The sequence below is a fragment of the Mucilaginibacter sp. UYP27 genome (genome assembly GCF_040547175.1).
GTDB lineage: Bacteria > Bacteroidota > Bacteroidia > Sphingobacteriales > Sphingobacteriaceae > Mucilaginibacter.
This window is the reverse complement of sequence record NZ_JBEPPE010000011.1, coordinates 15,252-42,034: the sequence shown is the minus strand read 5'-3', so window position 1 is coordinate 42,034 and position 26,783 is coordinate 15,252. Positions and strand designations below refer to the sequence as shown.

At 44.3% G+C, this 26,783-nt stretch carries 21 protein-coding genes; 10 read left to right on the top strand and 11 right to left on the bottom strand.

Going from position 1 to position 26,783, the window contains the following annotated elements; translation table 11 throughout:
* Positions 1–22: 22 nt before the first annotated feature.
* Positions 23–1,204, top strand: a complete 1,182-nt coding sequence (locus ABIB39_RS20615; RefSeq protein ID WP_354432071.1) for a glycosyltransferase — start codon at positions 23–25, stop codon at positions 1,202–1,204.
* Here the strand turns inward: ABIB39_RS20615 and ABIB39_RS20610 are convergent.
* Positions 1,194–3,239, bottom strand: coding sequence for a tetratricopeptide repeat-containing sensor histidine kinase (locus ABIB39_RS20610; RefSeq protein ID WP_354432070.1), 2,046 nt, complete (start codon positions 3,237–3,239; stop codon positions 1,194–1,196). The two genes, ABIB39_RS20615 and ABIB39_RS20610, sit on opposite strands and share 11 nt — an antisense overlap.
* Positions 3,240–3,416: 177 nt before the next feature.
* Between ABIB39_RS20610 and ABIB39_RS20605 the strand changes: the two genes are divergently transcribed.
* From ABIB39_RS20605 to ABIB39_RS20575, 7 genes are all read left to right on the top strand, one after another.
* The gene (locus ABIB39_RS20605) at positions 3,417–4,181 is read left to right on the top strand and encodes a hypothetical protein (RefSeq protein ID WP_354432069.1); all 765 of its coding nucleotides are present in this window, start codon (positions 3,417–3,419) and stop codon (positions 4,179–4,181) included.
* Positions 4,182–4,305: 124 nt separating this feature from the next.
* Complete coding sequence (locus ABIB39_RS20600) at positions 4,306–4,947, top strand: hypothetical protein (RefSeq protein WP_354432068.1); 642 nt, start codon at positions 4,306–4,308, stop codon at positions 4,945–4,947.
* A 62-nt stretch (positions 4,948–5,009) separates the two neighbouring features.
* A complete protein-coding gene (locus ABIB39_RS20595) occupies positions 5,010–5,738 on the top strand; it encodes a LytR/AlgR family response regulator transcription factor (protein ID WP_354432067.1) in 729 nt (242 codons plus the stop codon).
* A gap of 66 nt (positions 5,739–5,804) precedes the next feature.
* Positions 5,805–7,418 (top strand): tetratricopeptide repeat protein, encoded by a 1,614-nt coding sequence (locus tag ABIB39_RS20590; protein WP_354432066.1) that lies wholly within the window; start codon positions 5,805–5,807, stop codon positions 7,416–7,418.
* A gap of 263 nt (positions 7,419–7,681) precedes the next feature.
* Positions 7,682–10,459 (top strand): TonB-dependent receptor, encoded by a 2,778-nt coding sequence (locus ABIB39_RS20585; protein ID WP_354432065.1) that lies wholly within the window; start codon positions 7,682–7,684, stop codon positions 10,457–10,459.
* Between the two features lie 35 nt (positions 10,460–10,494).
* Positions 10,495–11,760, top strand: a complete 1,266-nt coding sequence (locus ABIB39_RS20580; RefSeq protein ID WP_354432064.1) for a right-handed parallel beta-helix repeat-containing protein — start codon at positions 10,495–10,497, stop codon at positions 11,758–11,760.
* A gap of 5 nt (positions 11,761–11,765) precedes the next feature.
* Positions 11,766–12,827 (top strand): phytase, encoded by a 1,062-nt coding sequence (locus tag ABIB39_RS20575; protein WP_354432063.1) that lies wholly within the window; start codon positions 11,766–11,768, stop codon positions 12,825–12,827.
* A 104-nt stretch (positions 12,828–12,931) separates the two neighbouring features.
* On the opposite strand, the gene ABIB39_RS20570 is transcribed toward ABIB39_RS20575, so the two are convergent.
* The 5 genes from ABIB39_RS20570 to ABIB39_RS20550 all read right to left on the bottom strand — a co-directional run bounded on the left by ABIB39_RS20570 (position 12,932) and on the right by ABIB39_RS20550 (position 17,324).
* Positions 12,932–13,963 carry a cytochrome d ubiquinol oxidase subunit II gene (locus ABIB39_RS20570; protein ID WP_354432062.1) on the bottom strand — a complete coding sequence of 344 codons (1,032 nt, stop codon included), beginning with the start codon at positions 13,961–13,963 and terminating at the stop codon, positions 12,932–12,934.
* Positions 13,960–15,285 carry a cytochrome ubiquinol oxidase subunit I gene (locus ABIB39_RS20565; RefSeq protein WP_354432061.1) on the bottom strand — a complete coding sequence of 442 codons (1,326 nt, stop codon included), beginning with the start codon at positions 15,283–15,285 and terminating at the stop codon, positions 13,960–13,962. The genes ABIB39_RS20570 and ABIB39_RS20565 overlap by 4 nt, the downstream gene beginning before the upstream one ends.
* Positions 15,286–15,527: 242 nt before the next feature.
* Positions 15,528–15,833: a phosphoribosylpyrophosphate synthetase gene (locus tag ABIB39_RS20560; protein WP_354432060.1), complete on the bottom strand. Its 306-nt coding sequence runs from the start codon at positions 15,831–15,833 to the stop codon at positions 15,528–15,530.
* Between the two features lie 32 nt (positions 15,834–15,865).
* On the bottom strand, positions 15,866–16,315 hold the full coding sequence (locus ABIB39_RS20555; protein ID WP_354432059.1) for a DoxX family protein: 450 nt from the start codon (positions 16,313–16,315) through the stop codon (positions 15,866–15,868).
* A gap of 166 nt (positions 16,316–16,481) precedes the next feature.
* Positions 16,482–17,324: a PAS domain S-box protein gene (locus ABIB39_RS20550; RefSeq protein WP_354432058.1), complete on the bottom strand. Its 843-nt coding sequence runs from the start codon at positions 17,322–17,324 to the stop codon at positions 16,482–16,484.
* Between the two features lie 604 nt (positions 17,325–17,928).
* Here ABIB39_RS20550 and ABIB39_RS20545 point away from each other — a divergent pair.
* Both ABIB39_RS20545 and ABIB39_RS20540 read left to right on the top strand, forming a co-directional pair.
* Entirely contained in the window at positions 17,929–18,099 is a 171-nt protein-coding gene (locus ABIB39_RS20545; RefSeq protein ID WP_354432057.1) for a hypothetical protein, read from the top strand.
* 339 nt (positions 18,100–18,438) lie between these two features.
* Positions 18,439–18,876 carry a hypothetical protein gene (locus ABIB39_RS20540; protein WP_354432056.1) on the top strand — a complete coding sequence of 146 codons (438 nt, stop codon included), beginning with the start codon at positions 18,439–18,441 and terminating at the stop codon, positions 18,874–18,876.
* 292 nt (positions 18,877–19,168) lie between these two features.
* Here ABIB39_RS20540 and ABIB39_RS20535 read toward each other — a convergent pair whose 3' ends face one another.
* The 5 genes from ABIB39_RS20535 to ABIB39_RS20515 form a co-directional block, all read right to left on the bottom strand.
* Complete coding sequence (locus tag ABIB39_RS20535) at positions 19,169–20,581, bottom strand: efflux transporter outer membrane subunit (RefSeq protein ID WP_354432055.1); 1,413 nt, start codon at positions 20,579–20,581, stop codon at positions 19,169–19,171.
* Positions 20,582–20,801: 220 nt separating this feature from the next.
* Positions 20,802–24,002: an efflux RND transporter permease subunit gene (locus ABIB39_RS20530; RefSeq protein ID WP_354432054.1), complete on the bottom strand. Its 3,201-nt coding sequence runs from the start codon at positions 24,000–24,002 to the stop codon at positions 20,802–20,804.
* A gap of 118 nt (positions 24,003–24,120) precedes the next feature.
* The gene (locus ABIB39_RS20525) at positions 24,121–25,257 is read right to left on the bottom strand and encodes an efflux RND transporter periplasmic adaptor subunit (RefSeq protein WP_354432053.1); all 1,137 of its coding nucleotides are present in this window, start codon (positions 25,255–25,257) and stop codon (positions 24,121–24,123) included.
* Positions 25,258–25,579: 322 nt separating this feature from the next.
* Positions 25,580–26,182: a TetR/AcrR family transcriptional regulator gene (locus ABIB39_RS20520; RefSeq protein WP_354432052.1), complete on the bottom strand. Its 603-nt coding sequence runs from the start codon at positions 26,180–26,182 to the stop codon at positions 25,580–25,582.
* Positions 26,183–26,297: 115 nt separating this feature from the next.
* On the bottom strand, positions 26,298–26,765 hold the full coding sequence (locus tag ABIB39_RS20515; protein ID WP_354432051.1) for a MarR family winged helix-turn-helix transcriptional regulator: 468 nt from the start codon (positions 26,763–26,765) through the stop codon (positions 26,298–26,300).
* Positions 26,766–26,783 lie beyond the last annotated feature (18 nt).

The following is a 26,783-nucleotide window of genomic DNA, read 5'->3' as shown; positions in this document are numbered from 1 at the left end:
TTTATTGTGAAAAGGAGAACCTTTGAGAAAAATTAAGGTCGCGTTTTTTGCCGATATATTGGTGGAAGACTTTGATGGCGCCGTGCGCACCATTTATCAACTGATAAAACGGATAGATACCACACGGTTCGAGTACCTGTTTATTTACGGTGCCGGGCCGGATAAAATATTAGGTTTTGATGGGTTCAAGGTACCCAGGGTATCGGTGCCGCTTAACGCCAGTTATTCGGTAGCCCTGCCTGTACTTGCCCAAAAAAAACTAAACAATAAGCTAAAGGCCTTTGGTGCAGATGTTGTCCATCTCTCCACACCGTCGTTTTTGGGTAATTTTGGGCTGGATCATGCCAACCGGAATGGCCTGCCGGTCATCAGTATTTACCACACGCATTTTATATCCTACGTTGATTATTACTTTAAGTACACGCCTATATTTATCAAAGGGCTTAAACAGCGCATCGCTAAAGGCCACAAAAGCTTTTATAACCGTTGCGATAAAGTGTACGTACCGTCGGACAGTATCAAGGCCGAGCTTTGCGATATGGGTGTCTTCCCAACAAAAATGAAGATCTGGAAACGGGGGATAGATACGCGCCTGTTTTCGCCATACAAGCGGGGGCGCAACCTTATCCGACGCTTAACGGGTAACACAAACCCTACCATCATTTTTGCCAGCAGGCTGGTTTGGGAAAAGAACCTCGAAACCCTTTTTAATATTTATGACCTGGTGCAGGAGCGGGGCGTACCTGTTAATTTTTTAATTGTGGGCGATGGCACCGCGCGCCAGGCCTGCGAAGAACGGATGCCTAAAGCAGCCTTTACGGGGAAGATAGAGCATCAGTACTTGTCCATATTGTATGCTTCCGCGGATGTGTTCCTGTTCCCTTCCGTGTCCGAAACTTACGGCAATGTGGTGGTAGAGGCCATGGCGTCGGGCCTGCCGTGTGTAATTGCTGATGGCGGCGGTTCTAAAGATTTTATTGAGCAGGGTGTAAACGGTTTCAAGTGCAGCCCCTACAACGCCGCCGACTACCTGGAGAAGATAGAACTGATATTGAATAACAAGATCCTCAGCATCCAACTATCTGCCGAAGGTTTAAAAATAAGCCGCCAGCTTAGCTGGGAGCAATTGGTTTACACTTACTTTGATGATGTAAGCAACCTGGTGATAAAACGCCCCGAGGGCTTGGAACTGGTTAAGGTATAAAGGTATTGCGGATAACCTTTGGCAGCGTTAAAATAGCGATGGTACCAAGCCCTTCCTCCTCGGTTTTCTTACGGATCTCGAATCCCGCTTTATGTGTTTTGCCCATTTCATTGATGATCTCGATCCGTTCGCGGATGGCGTTCAGGCCTATCGATTTGCTTTTGATAGATGAGTAAGTTTTAAACTTTTCCGATTCCTCCATTCCAATGCCGGTATCATCCACAGTAAAATAGATCTCGGTATCGGTTTGTTCCAACCGTACGTTCAAGCTGCTTTTTTCTTCTGCCGAATTGCGCAGGCCGTGGTGTATCGAGTTTTCAATAAGTGGCTGTACCAGCATGGGGGGTAGCATCAGGGTGGCCAGGTCAAGCTCCGGATCTACATAAAACGCATAGCTAAACTGGTTGTTAAAGCGCATGGCTTCCAATTCGGTGTATAGCTTAAGGGCTTTCCATTCGCGCTCGGCGATTACCATACTTTGGGTGGAGTTTTCCAATATCAAACGGCTCAGGGTAGCAAACTTTTGCACCAGCCTGCTGGCCGTTTTTGAGTCGTTCTCCAGCACGTATGATTCGATAGAGTTAAGCACGTTAAATATAAAGTGCGGGTTCATTTGCGATCGGATGGCCTTCAGTTCGCTTTCAGATAATTTGTTTCGGTAGCTCAGTTCCTTGGCCTCTTGTTGTGCTTCCTGTTGTTGTAAGGTATGGTTTAGCCTCAGTTGCTTAATGCGGTAACGGTTTAAAAGGGACAGCAAAATGCCCGTTAAAAGTACAATAAACAGGATGCCGTAGATCCAAAGCTGCTTAACCTCCAGTTTGCGGTTAGCTATCTGTTTATCACGGATGGCTATCTCACGTTCGCCCTCCAGCGCGGCTATCTTGTTCTTGTTATCCTGGGAATACAACGAATCGTGCAGCGTAGTATAGCTTTTTAAGCTGGTTAGTGCCTCTTTGTAATCTTTTTTATACTCGCTTAGGTCGGCATAATACTTTATAACCTGTAAAAGCAGGTCGTTGTTGCCCGCTTTTCGGCTTTGCGCTATGCCTTTCTTCAGATAAGTCTCGGCCCCGGCAAGCAATTGCTCTTTAGTCATTCCAAGCTTTTCGTGTACAATTTTATAAGCATTGGGGCTGGTCAAAATAGCATAATAGGTAGCCCCGTAATTAGCTGTATTTGCAATAGCGTTTAAGTTTTCGGGCGCGAATTTTTCCCATAGTACTTGTGCTTTATTTAAATATTCTACCTGTTTTACCGGGTCATCGGCACTGCAATTTACCAGTTGTGTGTATATGATGGCTTTGCCAAGTTCGTCGTTCTGGCTTTCGTAAAGTTTTAAGGCTTTTAAAAATAGGGGTATGGCCTGTTTAAATTTTGCAGCAAATACATAGCAAAGGCCATATATCTCCAGGTTTTTAGCCCTTTCGGATGGCTGGTTAAGATGCTGATAAAGTTCCTCTGCCCTCCGGGCATGTTTTATGCCCTGGTCAATGTTTTGCTGTTGCGCATATAAGGTGCCAATATTGGTTTCGCTTTGAGCAATTGCTTTATCATCTTTGTAACCTTCGGCAATTTTAAGGCCTTTAAAAAAGTAATTAGCCGCCATAGGGTAATTGCTGGTACGCTGATAAATTGCGCCTATGTTATTTAAACCGGCTATCATGCCGTATGTGTCGTTTAACTGTTCAGCTATTTCGTATGACAGTTTAAAATTAGCCAGTGCCAGGTCATTCTTGCCCAGGTCCATTTGGATAGCACCCATCAGCCTGGCCGAATTTGTCACACCTTGTTTATAGTTCAGTTTCTGCGCCAGTGCCAGGCCTTGCCGGGCGTATTTTATTGCGCTATCTGAACTAAAGCCCGAGGTGATCAGCGCGAGGCTATCCAGCAGTTTAACCCTGTTGATGTCGGGTTTGGATTTTTTAAGGGTAATCAGCATAGAATCAACCGCAGCCTTGCCTTGCTTTTGAGCGGAGGTGTTAATAGAAAAGCAGGTTATAAACAGCACGAGTATTAAAAAAATCCTCTTGGTCATATTACGGGGTGGTTGAATTATTATAAATATATCCAAATTAAAGCATAATCATTTTTATTAAAGGTAGCACACGCTAAGCAGAACCCTGCATTCACTCGGTAAAAATGCCTGTTCAATAGGTTCGTGCTTTTCGGGCGATTTTTTACCCCTTCTTTGAGGAAACAAATACAGAGAGAAATGAAAAACTACCTACTTATCGCTTCACTGTTGCTATTGGCGGCATGCGGCAAAAAAAATGAATCTAATCCCAATAACCCGGATAACGGCAATGTGCAGCCACCGCAACAGGTGGGTGGCATATCGCAAAAAACAGAAACCAATAACGGCATTACCTACCGTGTTTTTACCAAAGATGGCGCGGCTAATTTTAAAGGCATCCTGGTAGTGGGCAGCGGTAACAACGAAAATGACCCGTCGCCAGGCACCCTTGATGGTGGTGCCGAAACCGACCTTTGCCAAACCGCTGCTAAAGATGGCTATGTAACCGCTATTGTACAATACCGTAAAACTGCAGGCAACGCCGATTGGAACAACAGCGCCGCGCAAATAGCGCAGGACTATGATAAATGTATCACAGCCTTATCAGAAAAATATGGGGTTGCTAAATCAAAATCGGCAGTGGCGGGCTTTTCTTACGCCAGCTTTATGCTGCTTACCGATATTACAGTGAACAATACGCTGGCCTATACCAAGGGTGTATTAGCTGCCTGTGGCGGTGCCGATACCTGGAAAGCCGAGCATTTTAAAGTGCCCGTATTCAGCATTAATTGCAAAGGCAATAACGAAGGTGATTTTAACGGCAAAGCATTGTATGATATGATCCCGGCCAACTCGGCCATCAAAGCCCAAAGCGGTGGCGTTACCGATAACAGCTGCGAAACCCATTGCGGCGGCAACTGGACACAGCAAATGAACGCCAAATTTAAAACCTGGGTACAATAGCAAGGCTTACCCGATAAAAGGGCTTGTTCGCTCATTGCCGGTTCGGGGGTAACTCGTTATCAAAGAACGGCTTAAGGCATGCTGCTACTTTAACATTAACAAAAGCAATTAAACATTAACCATCATGAAAAAAATACTATTTATACTGCTTGTGCTACCATTTTGCATGGCGGGCTGCCGTAAAGATGCATCAAATAAAGGCGGCGATTCGAAAGATTATGTGGGATACATTATCCAGGGGAAAATGAAAAATACCATTGTTACCGATGGAGGCGCGGAGCACCCTTACGTACTAACCCTGATGGCTGGCAACAAAGCCAAACTGCTAAACCTTAACGGCGAAAGTACTTTGAACTTCCACGTAGAAAAAGATAAGATTGTATTGGACGATAACGGCTATTTTAACCTGAAAGACGGCCAGATAACCGACTGGCTTATCGCGGGCCTAAACTTTACATCGGCAAATTTAGGCCCGCAACCCGGGGCGAGTTTATTAAGGGGCACAAAGTTTAAAGGGGTCATCCATTACCCAAATTTTAACCTTGATTTTACTGCTGAAATAGATTTTGAAGCCGCCACGGATCAGTTGTTTTTTGCCGGTGATACACAAAAATATACTTACACCCCCGGTGGGAACATAGCGGCTTACGTTTATGACACACCAAGCAAATCAAGCCTGTTTTTGATTGTACAGAACGGCAAGCTTAACTATGAAAGCTATTCGGCTGCCGACGGGATAATCACCGCGACGCTTGATCCGAAATAAGAAAATTCAAATCAGCCAAATAATCCTATATTAGTTTACCATCAAATTTATACCATCTACCAATGTTAAAAGCAGTAATATTAGATGACGAGGAGCGGGGCAGCAGCTTGCTTAACCGCAAACTGGAATCGTTTGAGGACGACCTGGAGGTTGCCGCCGTATTTAACGACCCGTATAAAGCTCTGTCGAAAATTGTTGACCTTAACCCGGATGTGCTTTTTTTAGATGTGGAGATGCCGGGCCTTAACGGGTTCCAGTTTTTAGAGAAGCTTGGCGCGTTCAATTTCCAGGTGATATTTACCACGGCTTATGACACCTATACCCTGGAAGCATTGCGCCTTAGCGCGGTTGATTATCTTTTGAAACCTATAGACGAGGAGGAGCTGCACACAGCCATTTATCGCCTAAAAAAGCGCTTTGCTGAGCAGGATAAACAGCAAATTAAAATATCAGATAAACCATCGCGCAACCGCATTGCCCTGCCAACTGCCGAGGGGGTGTATCTTATAGATAAAGCCAACATTGTACGCGTAGAAGCCATGAGCAACTACAGTACCTTTTACCTTGCCGATCGTAAAAAGATAGTGGTATCAAAAACCCTTAAAGAATACGAGAACGTACTTACGGATGCTTTCTTTCTGCGCATAAACCGCTCCGTAATCGTAAACCTTGATTATATTGTAAAATACCGCAAGGGTGATGGTGGTACACTGGAAATGAGCGATGGCACCGAGGTGGAGGTATCCGCGTCGCGTAAAGAGGCTTTGGTAGAGAAGCTGTTTGGTGGTTGATGGCTTAATATTAACTTAATATTAAAATAGTTCATTTGTATAGTTGCTGTTACGCAACACGCACAAATGGCTAAACGTTTATTCCTGTTTGTTTTTACGGCCTGTATTTCAGTCTGCTGCTTTAACCTTAAAGCACAGGACAAGGAATTGCTTTCCACACGCTCGCTTAGCCAGAAGCATCCCGATTCGGCACTTATCATCCTTAAAAAACTGCATGCGCAGGCAATAGATAAGAACGACCCGCTTACAGAAGGCATCTGCCTGCAGCAAATGGGGCAGATTTGTTATAACCAGGGCCACTATGCCCAGGCGCTCGATTTTTATTTACACGCCGATAAGATCTTTAGCGCAGGCAACAACCGCGACAGGCTGGCCGCCAATACCGGCGAAATGGGGGTGCTGTATTACTACAATAAACAGCTGGACAGATCGCGCGCTATGTATAACAAAGCGTTAAGCATCTACAAAGAGAATAATAACCTGAAAGGCCAGGCGGAGATTTTTGGTAATATCGGCCACCTGTACGAAAAAAGCCATCGGTACGATAGCGCGTTCTATTACCAAAACCTCGCATTAAAAAACTATACCCAAGCCAATTATAAACAGGGTGCCGCCAAAATATACGAGAACCTGGGCAGCATTTATGAAGACCTGGCTAAATACGACAGTGCCTACACCAGCTTTAACCACTCGCTGCAACTTTATAAGGAGGATCATAATGACATTGGCACTATAGAAGTAATAAACAACCTGGGCGACATTTTGCGTAAGACGGGTAAGTATGCCGAGAGCATCGTGGAATCTCGCAGGGCGATGGCTATGGCGCAGCAAACGGGTAATATTTACCAGCTGGCATCCTGTAGTAAGGACCTGGGCAAGGCTTATGAGTTAATGAACCGCATGGATAGCGCTTATCATTACGCCGAACTTAGCCGCAAGTATTCATTAGAAGTATATTCAAAAGATGGGGTTAACCAAACCGCGTTTTTACAGGTGCTATACGACATTAATAAAAAGAGCGACGAGATAACCCGCCTCAACAACATCCGCAAAATAAACCGCATTATAGGTGTGGCCGTGTTTGTAGTGATTGTACTATTGGTGATATTGGGCATGGTGATCTTTAGCCGCCAACGCTTAAAAATTAAAGATCAGCATGCTTTGGCAAAACAAAAGGAAGCCGAGCATGAGTTAACGCAGTTGGAACTTAAGAACCGGCATTTAGAGGAAGATAGCCTTAAACAGCAGCTGGATATTAAAAGCCGGGAGCTGTCTACCCACACCCTCAACCTGATCAAGAACAACCAGTTTTTGGAGCATTTGCGTAGCAGCTTACAGGCTATGGTAAAAGAAGATAAGCGCGACCAAAAGAAACAAATGCAGCAGCTTATCCTCCAGATAAACGAAAACTTTAACCACGAGCAGCATTGGAAAGAGTTTACCACCGCCTTTGAACAGGTGCACCAGCAGTTTTTCGACAGTATTAAAAAATACAGCACCGATCTCACCTCGGCAGATATGAGGTTGATAGCCCTGCTCCGCATCAACCTCGACTCGCACGACATTGCCACTTTATTAGGAATTTCTACCGATAGCCTCCGCGTATCGCGTTACAGGCTGCGCAAAAAGCTGAATATCCCGCAGGGCGATAACCTTACGGCGTTTATACAAACGTTGTAAAGCGTTACAAGGCCGCTCATTCAAACCCAGTTTGTGATTATTTTAACGACTTAACATTACGGTAATGTAACGGTAATGAAATGGTAACGGAGGTTTCTATTTATGATATATAATTGAAAATCAATAATTTGAATTTGGTTGTTGCCTTTTGATATATAGGCTTTGTAACGCTGTTGCCTTTCGGTAACGCTGTAAATTCTTTTTGTGATAGGATGTAACACAACTTTACATCGTCAAATAAAAATGGACGTTATCACACAGCAATGAATAAACTTTTACAAGTACTGTTGCCACTTCTCTTTTGTGCAACAATAGCCGGTGCCGCTAAAATTAAAGGCCACGTTTACGATAAACATTCGGGCGAAGCCTTGGTAGGTGCCACCATTGTTTTAGATGGGACAGGCAAAGCCACCAGCACCGGGCTGGATGGTTCATTCGAAATAAAGGGTGTAGCTGCGGGCGCGGCAACACTTCGCATCAGTTATATCACCTACAAAACCATTACCCGACAAATAACGGTGTTGGAAAAAGATAACGACCATGTTAAAATTTACATGGAAAGTGCAGCTAAAGACCTGGGCGAGGTTACTGTGCGTGCCACAGCAAGCGGTTCTACCGAGCGCGATGCCCGCCGTATCGAGCAAAATGCTACGCAGGTGATGAATATCGTATCGGGCCGTGCTATTGAGGTATCTCCGGATTTGACCGTTGCTAACGTTATGCAGCGTGTATCGGGCGTATCTATCGAGCGTAACAGTAATGGCGACGGCCAGTTTGCTACCATACGTGGTATGGATAAACGTTATAATTATACACTGGTTAACGGCGTAAAGATCCCGAGCCCGGATAACAAATACCGCTATGTACCACTGGATCTTTTCCCGTCGGACCTGCTTGACCGCCTGGAGATCTACAAAACCCTTACGCCAAACCTCGAGGGTGACGCGATAGGTGGTGCTGTAAACATGGTGATGAAAAACGCGCCCGATCATTTCCAGATCAACGCCAACATCGCTACCGGTTACAGCCAGTTATTTTTCGACCGTAACTTTACCGGCTTTGATGCATCGGGCATCAACCATAAATCGCCTTACGAAATAAACGGCCGTGCCTATAGCGCCACCCAAGCCGATTTTTCTAAAGGTGTGCTTGATTATACTTCAAAAAAGCCTGCGCCAAACGTTATTGGCAGTATTTCTATCGGTCAGCGGTTTTTAGATGGCAAACTGGGTGTAATTGTTGCAGGCAGCTACCAAAACAACTATCGCGGTAGCAATAGTACATTATATGGTTCTACAGTAAGCGGTACTGATGAGTATAGCACCATTACCAACAAAAGCGAGCGCCAGATATCTGACCACCAAACCCGTTTAGGCTTGCACGGCAAGGTTGATTATGTGTTTGACAAGAACAATAAGATCAGCCTGTATAACATGTACGTAAACCTTAAGAGCCAGCAGCTCCGCGAGGCGCTAATAACCAATTATAACGGCGTATATGACCCAGCCAATGGTAACGCCGAACTTGTTTACAACACCCGCAGCCGATTGACCGAACAGCAGATATACAACAGTACCCTGCATGGCGATCACAAATTTTTTAACGATAAGTTTAAAGTGCAGTGGTCGGCAGTGTATTCATCGGCATTAAATGAGGTGCCTCAAAATACCAATATCGAATTGAATGGGCTGCGCCAGAATAACGGTGACACGCGCACTTCGCTGGTAAACACATCACCGGTAGAGAGCCGCTGGGAACGCAATACAGATGAGGACAAGGCAGGTTACCTGGATCTTACCTATAACATCTTTAGAGGTGTTAAAAATTTAGACATCAGCATTGGTGGTTTATACCGCGATAAACAACGAAGCAGCTTTTATAACAACTATTCGTTATCGCCATCTGCCGCTAACGCGGGCTTGCTTTATGGTGTGGATTTTCAAAAATATACCGACCTAAACCTGGTTGTTAATAATCCTACAGGTGGTGTAGCCAACCCGCTTACCTACGATGCGTCAGAAAAAACCAGCGCAGGCTACGGTATGTTTAGCTACCGAAACGAAAAGTTTGAATTAACAGGGGGCGCGCGTGTAGAGCATACCAACCAGGGCTATAATATGCTGTTCCCGCAGGGCGAAACAAGGCCTACAGGCAACCAGGTATATACCGATGTGCTGCCAAGTTTGATAGCCAAATACCATTTAACAGATAAGGCACAATTACATGCATCATATTATAAGGCAGTTAACCGCCCCGGCTTTTTTGAGCTGATACCGGGCGGTGTGCCGGGTGATGATTACGATGAAAGAGGTAACCCTGATCTTAAACGTGCACTTGCCGATAATTATGACCTGCGTTACGAGTTGTTCCCGGGTGCATCCGAGCAGTTACTTGTAGGCGCGTTTTATAAAAACATAAAAGACCCTATCGAATTTACCTTCGAGTCTGATGGTTCTGCGCACAATAATATTTACTACATACCGGGCAACTTTGGCACAGCCAAAAACTACGGTGCCGAGATAGATTACGTTAAATTTTTTAACAAAATTGGTTTCAAGGCAAACTATACTTACACCCATTCGCGCATTACCACTACAAAAAACAAACGCCAGATAAACGGTACAACCGGCGATATCGAAACGGTTGAAGTTAACCAGACCAGGCCGCTTTTTGGGCAGTCGGAGCACATTGCAAACTTGTCGTTATTATATAAAGACACTAAAAAAGGCTGGGATGTACAGATAGCCGGCGCTTATACAGGCCCGCGCATCAATACGGTATCGCAATTTGTTAACAATGATTTTTGGCAAACGGGCTTTATCCAGATGGATGCCTCGGCCGAGAAAAGGTTTAAAAGCGGCATAAGCGTATTTGCGAAAGCCGGTAACCTGCTTAATACACCGTTTAAACTTTACATACAAGGTGTTAACGCCGAAAACGATAAGCTACAGGAAAACCTGGTAACCAACGGCCACACGCTTATCCGTAATGATCTGTACGGCCAAACTTACCTGATAGGGGTTAGGTATAAATTCAATTAATTAAAAGTATAACAGCATTTCAAATAAAAATTAAGATGAAATTAAAGCAGATTTTAACGGCCCTGGCCTTAGGCACACTGGTATTTACCGGTTGCCAAAAAGCTAACAAAGATGTTGATACCACGCCGCAAAACGGTTCGGCAATTGGTGAAGTATCGGGCGTGTGGGCAAAGGGCAGCGTGCACGAAATTAAGGGTGATATTATTATCCCCGAAGGACAATCGCTTACCATTGAAGAAGGTGTAACCGTTTTGATGGATGTTACTGCCAAGCCCGAGATAGTGGTAAAAGGTAACCTGTACTCGTTGGGTACTGATGCTAACCCGGTAAAATTTACTGTAAGCGATGTTTACCGTACTGCCGAAAATAAATTTGGTAAACTTTGGGGTGGTATATTAGCAGGCCCAACCTGTGCCGAACTGGTGCTTGACCATACCATTCTTGAATATGGCGGTGCAACAACTTCAGATGCATCTACATCAGTAAAAATGGGATTATACAAAGCGATAGCGGGCGAGAACCTGCCTGCGCTTTGGTTCTCGAACGTTAACGGTAAACTGATCGTGCAAAATAGCATCATCCGTAACTTCCAGGAAGATTGTACTTACATCGAGGGTGGTAAGATCATTTTTGCGAACAACGTATTTTACACGACAGGCGTAACAGGCGGCGAGGCCATGAACTTTAAATCGGGCTGTTTGGCCGATGTGGCAAACAACCTGGTTTACAGTTGTAATACTAACGCGCTTAAGCTATCTAACAGCGGCGACCGTACCCCACAGGCATACATCATCGCATATAATAATACAATGGTTAATACAGGTTGGAGAAGGCCTACCGCCAAGGGTGGGTCGGTTTGGTTAGAGGCCACTGTGCGTGCCGAACTTTATAACAACATGTTTGCCAATACTCGTTTTGGTATCAAACACGACCCTAAAAAACTGGAAGATAACCGTTCTAAAAACGATTTCAACTGGTACTATGGTTTCGACCAGGCAACTGTAGACCAGTTCCAGGTTGGTAAAAACGATGTTGTAACCGGTGGTGCAAATGATGTAAGAGGAACCGCAGCAGGCGATAACGACCCTAAGTTTGTAAACTTCCCGCTTAACAACCCGGTATTGAGCCCTGACTTTAACACCGCGTGGGATTTTCACCTGCAAGGTAATTCACCTGCCATGGCAAAAGGAACTACCACCTTTACGCGTCACCATAAGGCGGGTATCACGATGTTAAATGGCATTACCTATGTATCTCCCGAGCCATCTGTGTACATTGGCGCTTACGGTGTTAAATTGTAATTGGGATGAAGGGAGTTAAAATATATTCATTTACGCCGTTGGCTTTATTGGCACTAATGTCGTGCAAGCCGGCGGTTGATACCAACGCCATTAAACCGGTTGTGATAACCGAGGCGGTTAAGTATGATACCGACGATCCTGCCATTTGGGTAAACAAAGCAGACCCGGCTAAAAGCCAGGTGATAGGCACGGATAAAGATGCCGATGGTGCTTTGTATGTGTTCGATCTGCAGGGGAAGATAATTAAAGATAAAGTGGTGCGCGGTTTGCATCGCCCAAACAATGTAGATCTTGCTTACGGCCTGATGCTGGGCGGTAAACCAACTGATATCGCTATTACAACCGAACGTATTAGCCACAAGCTGCGTATTTATTCGTTACCGGATATGAAACCTGTTGACAAAGGCGGCATCAATATGTTTGTTGGCGAAATAGGCATGGAGTATCGCGATTTGATGGGTATTTCTGTCTACACCGCTAAGGATGGCAAGATGTACGCTATAGTTGGCCGCAAAAATGGCCCTAAAACAGGCGGCTACATCTGGCAGTATTTATTGAGCGATGATGGCACAGGTAATGTAAAAGCAACCCTTGTGCGCAAATTTGGCGAGTACAGCGGCAAAAAAGAGATAGAATCCATAGCGGTGGATAACGAACTGGGATATATCTATTACTCGGATGAGCAGGTTGGCGTGCGCCAATACTACGCCGACCCCGAGAAAGGTAACCAGCAGCTGGCCATATTTGGCACCACTGGTTTCAAAGCCGACCACGAGGGAATTTCGATATACAAACTGACAGATACTACAGGTTACATTTTGGTATCTGACCAGGGGGCAAACCGTTTCCAGATCTTTAGCCGCGAAGGCACAAACCAAAACCCGTTTCAGCATAAGTTATTGAAGGTCGCCAACGTACAGGCTACCCAAAGCGATGGCTCTGATGTGGTGAATATGCCCTTAAATGACACCTTTAAACACGGCTTGTTCGTGGTGATGAGCGATGACCGTACATTTCATTATTACCGTTGGGAAGATATCGCCGGTAAGGAGTTGAAGGTTAAATAAGTTTTGAGTCCGAAAGTCCGAAAGTCAGAAAAGTCCGGAAGTCCGAAAGATTCTCTGCGAAATTTATCTTCCGGACTTTCGGACTTCACCGACTTTCGGACTTTTTAATGCCCATGCATTTCCTCATCAACCTGCTCCGGTTTATACTGGAAACTCCAGATCAAATAAAACAGCGCGGGCAGGATAAATAAACTGCCAACCAATAAAGCTACACCTAAGGCCTGGATGGCTTTCTCGGCACCCTGATCTTCGATGAGGGAAAGGTGGCCGCCGTTTTTAAGGATGATGATATTGGGGTAGTGTTTATAAGTAGTGGTCAGCAAGATCATGGTTACCTGGAAGCCTGCCAGTACCCGGATGATAAAGTGTTTGCCTTTGGCGATGAGGTACCATAAAGCGATAAGCGAAATGGTTGCCGCACTAACTGCCGCTATACCTATAACGTTACCAAACACCCATTGAACCAGCGGGATGTTCTCCTTAACCGATGCGATAAATACCACCGAGCCCGCCACCACAGCCGCCACATTCATCAGTTTGGCCTTACGGATAAAACTCTTGCGTTCGGCCTCGTCCCTGGTTTCGCCGATGAGGTAGATGGCTGCTAAAAATCCGCATAGCGCAACAGTGAAGAAGCCGATAGCGATAGAGAACGAGTTGAACCAGCTGTAGATGTAGGCATCCATAAAGTTGGTGGCATGCGGATCTACCCGGCCGGATACCGCGCTGCCCGCTATAATGCCCAAAAATAAAGGAGTGATAAAGCTGGAGTACACAAAGATCTTGTTATAAACCTTCTGCATATTATCATGCACCGCATCATAATTACGGAAGGTAAGCGCCGTGCCGCGCGCGATGATCCCCATCAGCATTACCGTAAGCGGGATATGCAGATAGGTAGACATGGTGGCATAGATCACCGGGAAACCAACGAACAAGATCACAATAGCGATGATAAGCCACATGTGGTTAGCCTCCCATATCGGCCCTATGGCGTTATACATGATCTTCCGCGTGCGCGATTTATTTTTGTTAGACGTAAACATCTCTATGATGCCCGCCCCAAAATCGGCCCCACCCATTACAAGGTACAGCAGGAGCGCCACCCATAAAAAAACGATTACAACGTATATCATGCTTTTGCGGGGTTAGGGTTATCGTAAATTTCGGGCACCATTTTAATTTGCCTGTATAGGAGGAATATCACTGCCAAACTCAGCGTAAAATAAACCGCCGTAAACAAGTAGAACGAATAGCTGATGCCCGGCATTGGCGTAACGGCATCTGCCGTGCGCATAACGCCTTGTATTATCCAGGGCTGGCGGCCAACTTCGGTAACGGTCCACCCGGCCTCTACGGCGATAAAACCGATAGGGGTGGCCAAAATGAATAGCTTGAGGAACCAGCGTTTATCAAACCAGGTATTCTTTTTCCAAAGGGCTATCAGGTATATCACGCCAAGGCCCATCATCAGCATACCCAGGGCCACCATGATCTGGAAAGCGAAATGCGTTACCGCGATAGGTGGCTGATCCTTGATGGGGATTTGGTCGAGGCCTTTTACGGGTGTCTTAAAGTCGTCATATATCATAAAACTGAGCATGCCGGGCAGCTCTATAGCGTAATTAACCTTTTTATTTTTTACATCGGGGATGCCGCCGATGATCAACGGCGAATATGATTTAGTTTCGAAATGCGCTTCCATGGCGGCAAGCTTGGCGGGTTGCCTTTTGGCTACCATCTTAGCAGATATATCGCCGCTTAGCGGTTGCAATATGGCTGCCACCACGCCAAATATGGCCGCGATTTTAAAAGCCCGCATGTGGAAGTTTATATTCTGTTTACGCAATATCATCAGCGCGTGTACGCCCGCCACCGCGAAGCCTGTTGCAGCGAATGCCGCTACCGACATGTGCAGGGCCTGCGAGAACCAGGCCGGGTTAAACATCGCTTTTATTGGGTCGATGTTGGTGTACTTGCCATCTATGAGGTCGAAGCCGGCGGGGCTGTTCATCCAGGCGTTGGCTGCCACCACCAATATGCCCGATAAAAGGCCGCTGATGCCTACCACAACCCCCGTAAACCAATGGAACCAACGGTTAAACCTGTTCCATCCGTAAAGGAAAAACCCTAAAGCGATGGCTTCTATAAAAAAGGCTGTTCCCTCTAACGAAAATGGCATACCGAAGATAGGCCCGGCGTGTTTCATAAACGTTGGCCAAAGCAGGCCAAGTTCAAAAGAAAGTACCGTGCCTGATACCGCGCCGGTGGCGAAGAAGATGGCTACGCCCTTGCTCCATGCCTTGGTTACATTTTGATATACAGGGTTGCCTATGCGCAGCCAAAGAAAGTGCGACACAGCCATAAAGAATGGCATCACCATGCCAATGCACGAAAATACTATGTGAAAGCCCAGGGACAATGCCATTTGCGACCTGGCGGCCATAAAATTATCCATGTCGGCAAGTTAGATACTATGTTTAAGTAACCGAATTATTTAGCTTATTTATAGCGAAAATAAATTGCAAAAATCGCGGCTAATATATTGTATATCAATAGGGAATGTGTATGATGGCACAGTAGCGCGCACATACCTGCGCCTTACTTTTGGCTTGAGTTTCTTTATTCGTTTACCCCCACCAGATGATGAAACCCGTAACCGGTAATGTAGCTAAAATAAGGCTTGCCGAAAATGCCAGTTTAGTGTGTGCGCAATTTCTCAACCAATGCAGCTGGCATTTCTTCGGCCGAAATCCCGTAACCGTTTACCAGCGTGCCTTTAGTGCCGTCTTTTTTTGATGATATGGCGTAAAGTACGGCCTCGTCGTCGGGGTTAGATTCTCCCTCGAAACGGAATATACCGTCTATCTCAAAATCGTTTGGTGATAGCTGGGTGTTGCTGGCTTGGCACAAAAGGCCGTCTTGGTGGATATTAAAATCTAAGATATAGCCGTCTTCTTTTAAGCCGTTAATGGTTTGCGATAGGGTGCCGTAGTCTGTTTTCATGATGTGTTAGATGTAGGGCCAATATCGGGTTTTTAATGCGTTTTTTGTTCGCCGGGGGATAAAAGCTTGTTAAGCGATATGGGCCCGGAGCCAATAACGGCGAAGATGCCCAGCAGCACACAGGCAAAAATAGAAAGCCACAGATCGGAGTTTGGGGCCGATTTAAAAATGTTAATCAGAAAAATCGCCCCGATAACGATGGGTAATTGCAGGATGGAGGATAATCGCGTTAGCAAACCAAGGGCAATTAACACTCCGCCGGCAAGGTGTACAAAAGTGATATAGTACATCAAAACTTCCAAAGCTGTTGGCGATAGGTCTATTAACCTTTGATCTTCGATGGTATATTGCAAAAAAGCCATGTTGTGAAAAAACGCGTAACCCTTCATGAACAAAAAAATGCCTAAAGTTATCCGCAGCAGGTCAAGAATAGCGGGGTGATGTGCATCGCCCCAATGCTCGAGTTTATGTATCGCATTCATAATTGGTTATTTTAATTTAACAATTAAAACACGGGTGTTGCAGCCTGGCAGCTGTCAAAATGCGCCCTTGTATAAATATAGGGAATTTTTGAGGATTTTGTTATCGATGAATTTATTTTTTGGGAGCAGATAAATTGATGCTTCAAGTATAAATGCCATTTTTACCTTAGGTAATTTTTACCGGCTTTTTGAAGGACCGTTTTTTGGCTACGATTTTTTTGATGCCTTTGCATCTCGCATCTTCAGCCATTTCAATAATTATCTTATCTAAAGCGATCAACTCTTTTTCGATATGAACCAAAACTTCGCTATCTAAATTATCGTCCTTCAAGAGGCCGGTAAGGCCCTGTAGGTTGGCTAACGGGCGGCGGATCATATGCGATTGTTTCCAGGCAAGCCCTTGTATGGTTTTTACGTGGTTTTCAATATCCTTGTATGCAGCTTTAAGGTTTATTTCTGCATTTTTGCGGTTGGTTATATCTTCAAATTGGCTAACAAAGTAAATTGCGCCACCTTTTTTGTTGTTAACCGCCGCGGTATTTACAGATATCCATACGATAGATTTGTCTTTACATTTATAGCGCCTTTCAATTTTGCCAGGGTTGCTAAAAATGGCTGACAGCTCATTTTCCTGATGTGGATTAACCATCCGGTTATCGCCGTAAATACTATCGATTGACATAGTAAGCAGTTCTTGTTCTTTGTAACCCATCATATCACATAAACTTCTGTTTACCTGAAACCACTTGCCTTTTAAGGTTACCAAAGCTGTCCCTATGGCAGAATGTTCAAAAGCAGCCTTAAATTTAGCTTCGGTTTCGCGGTATTTTGCCATCAGGATGGTTAATTTGTCTGACCGTTGTTTCACCCTAAGTTCAAGCTGATCATTCATCAATGCTACCTCTGTTTCGGCATCACGGCGCCCCGTATCAAGTTTGTTCATCCACCGGGCCATGTTCCAAACCATCACAAATCCGGCGCATATAAAACCAATAATGAGTAAACTCATACCATTCTTAAAAGAGAACAACTTAAAATGCCTGCCTATTAAACTTAGAATTCCAAAAAATAGGATTATAAAAACAGCAATAATAAGAACCCTTTTAGCCATAACATTGCCTACAAGCTTACCGGCGAATAATTCATTTATCCCTATAGAGGGCTGAAGCCAGCTTGCGGTAAGCGATATTAAAAACAATAAGAACGCGGTATGTATAGGTATTGATCCCGCATAACTAATGCTGTAAAATGACGATAAGCCGTATAAATATCCTATTATGGCCACAGCAGAAATGGCTGTTACAAAGTTTAAGCAGTATTGAGAAATGATATGGTTAATATTCGACTTAGTTGTAAAACCCCAAAACGAGCAGCCCAGCAAAATAAAACAAACAGCAGTTATTAGAGACATCCGCCCGGGGTAAGATAAATGTTGGTTAACAGCAGCTGTATCAGCAAAAAATAGTTCGTCTATATCTAAATTAAATTGGAATATACTCTCAATTAACGAAGCAAAGCCGATCACAATAACAGTTAAATACAAGATACGCGCGATGATCAGGTGGCTTTTTCTGATTTTGAATTGTGTAACCAGCAAGGCAAACCCCACTAAAATGAATTCGATAGCTGTATTAACCTTCATTGAAACAAACTTTGGTAACACAGCTTGTAAAATAGCTATGTGGAATATCCAGCCGGTTAATACTAAAGAGCCTATGGTGATACTTATAAAACCCGTTAAGGTTATAGATCTTAATTTTCCGGGTAAAGGGGCCGGGCTGTAAAGTGAAGTACTTATCGCGTTTTGCATCGCTAAAATTTTTTGGAAGGGAGTATTAAACGATCTTTAATATATTTAAGATCGTGGCATAGCGGTGAAAAGAATAGTTGCGTAACATTATGTACCAACTTGTTAATTATAAATATATTCAATTAAGTACTCGTATATTAAACAATAGTAATATCGTAATAATATCTTTAATTAAAAATAAATTGCAGTTTATGAACTAATATATAATATGCTGACTGTGTTTAGACTTTTGGCACTTAATAATATGTACGCGCTAACCTTTATTATGCCATCGCCATTAAAATCATATAAATTTATACCATCTAATAATTCAATGGAAATCCAGCAGGAACAACAGGTAGCCGAAGCAGTTATAAAACCCAGGGTGTTTAGCACAACGCAGATCCGTTTTGGTACATTTTTAGGCGGGCCAATTGTGGCGGGTTACTATTTTGCCGAAAACTACAAAGCTTTTGGCGACAAGGGTAGGGCGAGGGCTTCCTGGATCTACGGGATTGCAGCTACAATTATAATTGCCGGCGGTATTGTTGCAATACCCGCTGACGTTAAAATCCCTAACTATATTTTTCCGTTAGCATACGGTTGGACCGCCTATTACATGGCAGATCATTTTCAGGGAAGCCAAATTATAGTTTACACCGCAGGTGGCGAAGGTTTATTTGGATGGGGCAGGGTTATCCTGGTGGCTTTTATTGGCGTAGCAATTACTTTTTTATGCCTGTACCTAGCCGTAATTATTGCTGATAGATAATCAAAACGGAGGGGTGTACCACGGTGTCCCATTCTGTACCATTTTTTGATTAATGAGAAATCTTATATAAAATATATAAATAATTCATATACAGATACATATGTATTTTATATGAAGGGATTGTTTTATTTTTGATGAATCTATAAAAACTTAATTTATTGTATATCATAGTGTTACGTAAGTGTCCCACACGTTGGTCACAAAAACGGGACAGTACAAAATAACAAAGCCGCTCACCAGGGGGGAACCCCGGTAAAGCGGCTTATCACTCATCACTCATCAATGGGTATTTTTATCTCCAGCCACCGCCTAAAGAGCGGTACAGGTTGGATACGGCGCTGAGCTGCGCACGTTTGATGGACGCCAGTTCCAATTCGCTTTGCAGTACGTTACCCTGTGCGGTTATCACCTCCAGGTAAGTTGCCAAACCATTTTTGAATAACATATTGGCATTGCCGGTTGCCTGCTGCAGGGTAGTTACCCTGTTAGCTGCTATGGTTTGCTGTGTTTTTAACTTTTCGATAGATACCAAAGCATCAGATACCTCGCCAACGGCGTTCAATACCGACTGGCGGAATTGTATTACTGTTTTTTCGCGATCTATTTTCGCAACTTCGTATTGTGTCCTCAACCTTTTTTTGTTGAACAATGGCTGGGTTAAACCACCCAAAACGGAACCAAATAACGAAGCCGGGATGTTAAACCAGTTGCTTGCTTTGAAGCTATTAACCCCACCGGATGCGCTGATAGTTAATGCCGGGTACATATTAGCTTTTGTGATGCCAACGTTTGCGTTAGAGATGTTCAAAGCTAACTCGGCAGATCTTACATCGGGCCTGCGGCTAACAATGGCCGATGGTAAGCCCGATGGCAGGTTATCGGCAATTTGCAGGTTGCTTAGGGTATTGCTGCGTTCTATCCTATCTGGCAGTGTACCTGTTAAAATACGCAATGCGTTTTCCTGAATAGTGATATTCTGCTCAAACTGGGGTACCAATTGGGCTGCTGCCTGGCGTTGCGCGTCGGCTTGTTGCACTGCTAATGAAGTTACCTGGCCTGCATCAAACTGCAAACGGATAATGCGCAGTGTGCTATCGTTCAGCTTTACATTCTTTTGGGCGATAGTCAATTGCTCGTCCAGCATCAGCAGGTTATAGTACCCTTGCGATACACCGGCTACGATGTTGGTCTGGATGGCTTTTTTAGCCTCGGCAGTTTGCAAATATTGCACTAAAGCGGCTTTGTTTTGGTTGCGGATCTTACCCCAGATATCAGCTTCCCACGATAAATCAAGGTTGGCCGAGTAATCTTCGATATGTTTAGTGCCTACGCCAAATGCGCCCAGGCTTAAACCGTTCAGGCTGTTGTCGCTTGGGCGGCTGGTGCTTGCCGTAACGTTAAGGTTTACGGTAGGGGTATAGTTCCATTTTACCTGGGCAAATAGTAATCGCGAGGACTCAATGTTTTTTACCGCTATCTGCATATCGTAATTATTTACAATGGCAGTATCTATCAACTTTTGCAGGGTAGGATCAGTAAAAAAGCTTTTCCACTGTATATCTGCAATGCTGGTAGTATCGGTAGTAGCTGCATTCCTGAATGCCACGGGCAATGCAGGTTTGGGCGTTTCAATATCTTTTGAAACCTTACATGCGCTTAATGCCATTAACAGCATAAAGGCGAATGTGTTGATGTATCTTTTCATTGTGTTATGTTTTTAGCCTTTCCCCAACCCCACTCCAGGGGAGAGGGGTATAACGGATCGGTTGTTATTGAATGTTTTCTACTCTGCGATTTACTCACCCGGTCATTGCTTCGCTTGACCACCCTCTCTCCGTAAGCGGAAAGAGGACTTGACTTTTTCACCCTCTTTGCAAAGCAGAGAGGGTCGACCAGCGAAGCGTAGTCGGGGTGAGTAAGACCTTTTAATGTGCTTCTGCTATTTCTGTAGGCTTAGCATCCGGGTTGTAATTTTTATCCAGATGGCGTGATAACGGTGTGCCGCTAACTTTTTCCTGCAAATGCTGGAAGATCACAAACAGTACCGGGATAATTAATAATCCTAATATTACACCAGATACCATACCGCCGGCAGCACCGATACTGATAGAGTGGTTACCCTGTGCAGACGGCCCTGTTGCTATACTCATTGGGAATAACCCGAATACGAAGGCAAGTGATGTCATCACAATAGGACGGATCCTTAATCTTGCAGCTTCGATGGCTGAATTGACCAGGCTCATACCCGACTTGCGTTTCTGCACCGCGAACTCTATGATAAGGATGGCATTCTTGGCCAGCAAACCGATAAGCATGATAAGCGCTACCTGTACGTAGATGTTGTTTTCTATACCGGTTAATCCAAGTACGGCAAACACACCAAACAAACCTGTAGGGATAGAAAGGATCACAGCCAATGGCAGGATGTAACTTTCGTACTGCGCAGATAACAGGAAGTAAACGAACACCAAACACAGCAGGAATACCACTGTAGACTGCCCGCCTGATGAGATCTCCTCACGGGTTTGGCCCGAGAACTCGTAAGCGTAACCCTCCGGCAACTCTTCTTTTGCTGTCTGCCTGATAGCCTCAATAGCATCACCCGAGCTGTAGCCCGGTTTAGGGATAGCGTTCACCTCGATAGAGTTGAACAGGTTATAACGCGATGCGGTTTCTGAACCATACACACGGGTTAATTTAACCAGGGTGTTGATAGGCACGGTTTCGCCTGCTTTGTTTTTCACAAACACACGGTCGATAGTTGTAGGGTCGGTACGGTCGGCGATATCAGCTTGCACAACCACACGGTAATATTTACCGAAGCGGTTAAAGTCTGACGCTTGCGCGGTACCGAAGTAGGCCTGCATGGTTGATAAGATATCTTTAACACTTACACCAAGCTGGTTGGCCTTTTCGTCGTCAATTTCTAATTGCAATTGCGGGTAGTCGGCTTTGTATGATGTAAAGGCGTAGGCAACTGCCGGTTTCTGCATCACCTTGGCGATGAAGTTGTTGGCAATGCCGCTAAACTTATCCAGTTTGCCGTTGGTTTTATCCTGCAGCATCACATCCAAAGCTTCCACATTGCTAAAGCCCGGTACAGTTGGGAAACTGAACACGAAGAATGTTCCACCCGGTACAGCACCTAATTTGCCACGTACAATGTTTTGGATCTCGTCGATATTTTTTACATCGCCACGTTCATGCGTAGGTTTTAATAACAGGAAGATAACACCTGCCGACGGGCTGCTTGACTGTGTTAAGAAGTTGAAACCCGATAGCGCGGTAACGAACCTTGCAGACGGCAGTGTTTTCAACTGTTCTTCGGCTTGTTTGAAGATCTTGTTAGTACCGTTTAACGATGTACCCGATGGGGTTGAAACCGCTATGGCCACAAAGCCCTGATCTTCGGTAGGTATAAAGCCGGTTTTTGTGCGGCCCACCATAAATACGGTGGCAACAATAACCAACCCAAGGCCGGCCAGGCTTATCCATTTATTTTTGATAAGTAATTTTAACCCGCCAACATACCTGTTGGTGATGAAGTTGAAACCGCCGTTAAAGCCCGCGTAAAACTTGTCTACGAAACCTTTTTTTGGTGCGTTGTGCCCATCAGCAGTGTGCTTGTTCTTTAAGAAAAGCGCAGCCAAAGCAGGGCTTAAGGTTAAGGCGTTAACAGCCGATATGATAATGGCTATAGCCATGGTCAACGCAAACTGTTTGTAGAAGATACCGGCAGAACCGCTCATAAAACTTACGGGCAGGAACACTGCAGCCATTACCAGGGTGATGGATATAATAGCACCGGTTATTTCGTGCATTGCTTCGGTAGTTGCCTTTTTAGGGCTGAGGCTTGGGTCGTGCTCCATTTTGGCGTGCACGGCCTCGACAACCACAATGGCATCATCCACCACAATACCAATAGCGAGTACGAGCGCGAACAACGTTAACAGGTTAATAGAGAACCCGAACAATTGCATAAAGAAGAACGTACCGATAATAGCCACCGGGACGGCTATAGCCGGGATAAGCGTAGAACGGAAATCCTGAAGGAAAATAAATACTACTATAAATACAAGCACAAAGGCTTCTATTAATGTATGCTCTACTTGGGTTATAGATTCGTCCAGATCTGTTTTGGTACGATAGAACTGGTTGTATTTGATGCCGATAGGGAAGCTCTTAGCGGCTTTTTCCATCAGTTTATCAATTTGGATCTGGATCTCGTTCGCGTTAGAACCCGATAGCTGGATGATACCGATAATAACACCATCCTTGCCGTTTAGGTTGCTATAGCTGTTGTATGAGTATGCACCCAATTCAACACGCGCCACATCTTTTAAATGCAATACCGAACCATCTGCGTTAGAACGAATGGCAATATTCTGGTATTCCTCGGGTTTGGTGAGTTTACCTTTATACTTAATTACGTACTCGAATGATTTATCACTACGCTCGCCAAAACGGCCCGGGGCAGCTTCAACGTTTTTATCCTGAATGGCGGCCATAACTTCGGCAGGGGTAATTTTATAAGTCGCCATTTGTGCCGGGTTTAACCAAACACGCATGCTGTAATCTTTTACACCGCCAAATACCTGTGCCGAACCCACGCCGGGGATACGTTTTATTTCGGGTACTATGTTGATCTGCGCGTAGTTGGCAACAAAGGTCGCGTCGTATTTTTTTGGATCATCGGTATAAATGGCCATCGCACCAATAAAGCTATTTTGCTGTTTAGTGGTGGTGATACCATATTGAACAACCTCGGCAGGTAATTGGCTTGTAGCCTGCGAAACGCGGTTTTGCACGTTTACGGCTGCCTGATCTGGGTTAGTGCCTTGTTTAAAGTAAACGGTGATACCAAGTGAACCGTCGTTACTGGCGGTAGATGTCATGTAAGTCATGCCTTCTACACCGTTAATTGCTTCTTCCAGGGAAGGTGTTACCGACCGTAATATCGTTTCGGCATTTGCGCCCGGGTAAACAGCGGTTACCAACACTGCAGGCGGGGCAATATTGGGGAAACGCTCTAAGGGCAATTTGGTTAGGCCAAGTATACCTACTATCACCAACAATATGGAGATAACGGTTGATAATACCGGCCTTTCTATGAATTTCTTAAACATGATTTTTTTATTTAGAGAGGCAGGATATGAGGAAGCAGGAGACAAGACACCCTACGGCATCACCCCAATTCCTCATATCTTGTTTCTTGATTCTTAAATTCTTGTGTCTATTCTCAGATTAGTTTTTAGCTACAGCAACTGCTTTGTCTGCAGATTTTTGCGGGGCTATAACCATTCCTTCCTGCAATTTGTCGATACCGCTTAGCACTATTTGGTCACCGGCTTTAACGCCATCTTTAACCAGGTAGTTTTCGCCGCTTGTGCCTTCAATCGTAATAGGTAATTTTTTAACCTTGTTGCTATCTGCCAATGCAAATACGAAGATCTTATCCTGCATTTCGATGGTAGCCGATTGAGGTATTATCAATGTGTTTGGATGCGGCAGGCTTAACCTAACCTTACCTGTATTTCCCGAGCGTAATAAGCCTTGGGGGTTTGCAAAGGTTGCCCTTACTGTAATGGCGCCGGTATTTTTATCAAACTGACCGTCTATTACATCTATTTTACCTGCTTTGGCGTATTCGCTGCCATCGGCTAATAGTAAGCTTACTGCTGGCAGGTGTTTAAGTTTATCCTTAATGGTGCTGCCTTCGTACCGGTCTTTAAAGCCTACAAAGTCTTTTTCGCCAAGGGCGAAATAAACGTGTACTTCGTGCACGTCAGACAGTTGGGTTAACGCTTCAACATCCTGTGGCGAAACAAGGCTGCCTTGTTTTTTTAACAAACGGCCAATGTAACCGCTAACCGGTGCTTTTATTAAGGTATAACCTAAATTGATCTGCGCGGTTGCAACGTTGGCTTTGGCCGATTCGATATTTGCTTTTGCTACCTGGTAGGTCGCTTTCGCTGTTTTCAACTGGTATTCTGATATTACTTTGTTTGCAACAAGGGGGGTAAGTTTATCAACCTCTATCTGGGCGTTACCCTGTGATGCTTCTGCCGCGTGTAAACTAGCTAACGCGTTGTTTAATGCAGCGCGGAACGGTTGTTCGTTTATTTTAAATATCGGTTGGCCTGCGCTTACAAAAGCGCCTTCGTCAACAAATACTTTATCTAATGAACCGCTTACCTGTGGGCGTACTTCAACGTTTACGGTACCTTCTATAGATGCAGGGTATTCCTGGTAAGTTGTTTGGTTACCTGTTGTTACTGCCGCTACGGGTAATGCCGGTGGGGGTGGTGCCTGTGGCGCCTGCTGCTTTGGCCCGCAACTGAATATGGAAATGGCGATGATCGCTGCTAAGATAATTTTCATGATGATTAGTTTTGATGGTGAGTTAATGGGAGTGAGTGCAGCCCGGAGGCTGTTAATATATATGGTGTCAGTTGTTTTTGTTGTATTGTACATGCTTATAAGTATTGTTGTATCCGATATTATATGTTTGAGTTTTTCGGTTAATTATCACCGTAGCTAACGGCAACAAAAGTTAGTTATTAACATTGGTAGATTATTTAACACTGTTAAGTGCCTTAATGTGGAGGTGATTATAGTTTCCATGTGATGTGAGTTTTATATTTGTTAACGTTAATTTAGCACCGTTAGATAATTTAACGATGTTTAAATGTTTAGAAAAAAATTAAGGGGTGATAGACCTTATTATGCCGGTGATAGCATCCCTTAACACTTGTCTGTTTATTTTATCAGAGTCGCCGCGGTCCAGCAGGTTAATAGAAACTAACCCATGTACTACCGACCAAAAAGTATAGTACTTGGTACAAATGATATCCGAATCCATATCCTGAATGTTCATCAATTCGCCAATAGATGCCGAAATAATATCCCATGGTAATTCTGCCTCGGGCAGTTCGTTCACCATTTTACAGGCGCAACTGGTTGTGATGCCAAACATACCCTGATAAAGCTCTTTGTTTGCAAAGGCAAAATTCCAATAGCTAAGCCACATTTCTTCCAGCTGGTTTGCCGGTGAGGTGTGTTTGTCTTTAGCTTCCTGTAATTGCTTTGATAATTTTAAATAACCCTGGCGGTTAAGTTCTAAAAGTATTGCCTCTTTGTTGGCGAAGTATTCGTAAATAATAGGGGCGGTATATTCAATAACGTCTGCTATTTTACGCATACTCAGGGCCTGCCATCCTTCTGCTTTAACAATTTGCAAAGCGGCCTCCAGGATGTTCACCCTGGTTTCCTCTTTCAATCGTAATATCCTATCCTTGCTGGCCATTTTATTTACCCCTATTAGATTATTTAACAGTGTTAAGCAAATGTACAACGGTAAATAATAAACCGTTTCATCCTAATGTCATTTGCTTATTAAATTCCTAATTAATTTATGATTATTAACCTGTGCAGTTATTGTCTTCATGAAACTTTACAAGTTTCAGCATCACTTCAATAGCGATTTCGTAATTTTTGGTACCTGCAACTTTTTTATACTGATCTTCAAGGTCGGCAACCTGTTTCTTTAAGTTATAATAGAATGCCTCGCCTTCGGTGGTAAAATACAACATTACCACACGGGCATCATCAATGCTTTTCTCGCTGCGTACCATATTAATGGCTTCCAGCTCTTTTACCATTTTACTGGTGGCTTGTTTGCTCACGTTCATTTTGGCGGCCAGCTCGTTATTGGAGATCCCCGTTTTGCCTATGCTCATAAACAGTGGCAAATGCGCGCTGTTAAAACCCGGCTGGTCTATACGGCAAAGCTTTTTGCTCATCCACTCGTCCAAAAGGCGCTTAAGCAAGTACACCAGCTTTGGGGCAACCTTTTTTGTTTCTTCGGTCATTACACAAGTTTCTGCCATGATAGTACTATTAACAAT

Bases quoted from the DNA above. Each gene is read 5' to 3' on its own strand.
- ABIB39_RS20550 (WP_354432058.1), bottom strand. From the start codon at position 17,324: ATGAGTTTACTCATTATTGGTTTTATATGCGCCGGATTTGTGATGGTT.
- ABIB39_RS20610 (WP_354432070.1), bottom strand. From the start codon at position 3,239: ATGACCAAGAGGATTTTTTTAATACTCGTGCTGTTTATAACCTGCTTT.
- ABIB39_RS20520 (WP_354432052.1), bottom strand. From the start codon at position 26,182: ATGGCCAGCAAGGATAGGATATTACGATTGAAAGAGGAAACCAGGGTG.
- ABIB39_RS20605 (WP_354432069.1), top strand. From the start codon at position 3,417: ATGAAAAACTACCTACTTATCGCTTCACTGTTGCTATTGGCGGCATGC.
- ABIB39_RS20540 (WP_354432056.1), top strand. From the start codon at position 18,439: ATGGAAATCCAGCAGGAACAACAGGTAGCCGAAGCAGTTATAAAACCC.
- ABIB39_RS20565 (WP_354432061.1), bottom strand. From the start codon at position 15,285: ATGGATAATTTTATGGCCGCCAGGTCGCAAATGGCATTGTCCCTGGGC.
- ABIB39_RS20600 (WP_354432068.1), top strand. From the start codon at position 4,306: ATGAAAAAAATACTATTTATACTGCTTGTGCTACCATTTTGCATGGCG.
- ABIB39_RS20525 (WP_354432053.1), bottom strand. From the start codon at position 25,257: ATGAAAATTATCTTAGCAGCGATCATCGCCATTTCCATATTCAGTTGC.
- ABIB39_RS20580 (WP_354432064.1), top strand. From the start codon at position 10,495: ATGAAATTAAAGCAGATTTTAACGGCCCTGGCCTTAGGCACACTGGTA.
- ABIB39_RS20555 (WP_354432059.1), bottom strand. From the start codon at position 16,315: ATGAATGCGATACATAAACTCGAGCATTGGGGCGATGCACATCACCCC.
- ABIB39_RS20575 (WP_354432063.1), top strand. From the start codon at position 11,766: ATGAAGGGAGTTAAAATATATTCATTTACGCCGTTGGCTTTATTGGCA.
- ABIB39_RS20590 (WP_354432066.1), top strand. From the start codon at position 5,805: ATGGCTAAACGTTTATTCCTGTTTGTTTTTACGGCCTGTATTTCAGTC.
- ABIB39_RS20530 (WP_354432054.1), bottom strand. From the start codon at position 24,002: ATGTTTAAGAAATTCATAGAAAGGCCGGTATTATCAACCGTTATCTCC.
- ABIB39_RS20535 (WP_354432055.1), bottom strand. From the start codon at position 20,581: ATGAAAAGATACATCAACACATTCGCCTTTATGCTGTTAATGGCATTA.
- ABIB39_RS20570 (WP_354432062.1), bottom strand. From the start codon at position 13,963: ATGATATACGTTGTAATCGTTTTTTTATGGGTGGCGCTCCTGCTGTAC.
- ABIB39_RS20560 (WP_354432060.1), bottom strand. From the start codon at position 15,833: ATGAAAACAGACTACGGCACCCTATCGCAAACCATTAACGGCTTAAAA.
- ABIB39_RS20585 (WP_354432065.1), top strand. From the start codon at position 7,682: ATGAATAAACTTTTACAAGTACTGTTGCCACTTCTCTTTTGTGCAACA.
- ABIB39_RS20595 (WP_354432067.1), top strand. From the start codon at position 5,010: ATGTTAAAAGCAGTAATATTAGATGACGAGGAGCGGGGCAGCAGCTTG.
- ABIB39_RS20515 (WP_354432051.1), bottom strand. From the start codon at position 26,765: ATGGCAGAAACTTGTGTAATGACCGAAGAAACAAAAAAGGTTGCCCCA.
- ABIB39_RS20545 (WP_354432057.1), top strand. From the start codon at position 17,929: ATGAATTCGATAGCTGTATTAACCTTCATTGAAACAAACTTTGGTAAC.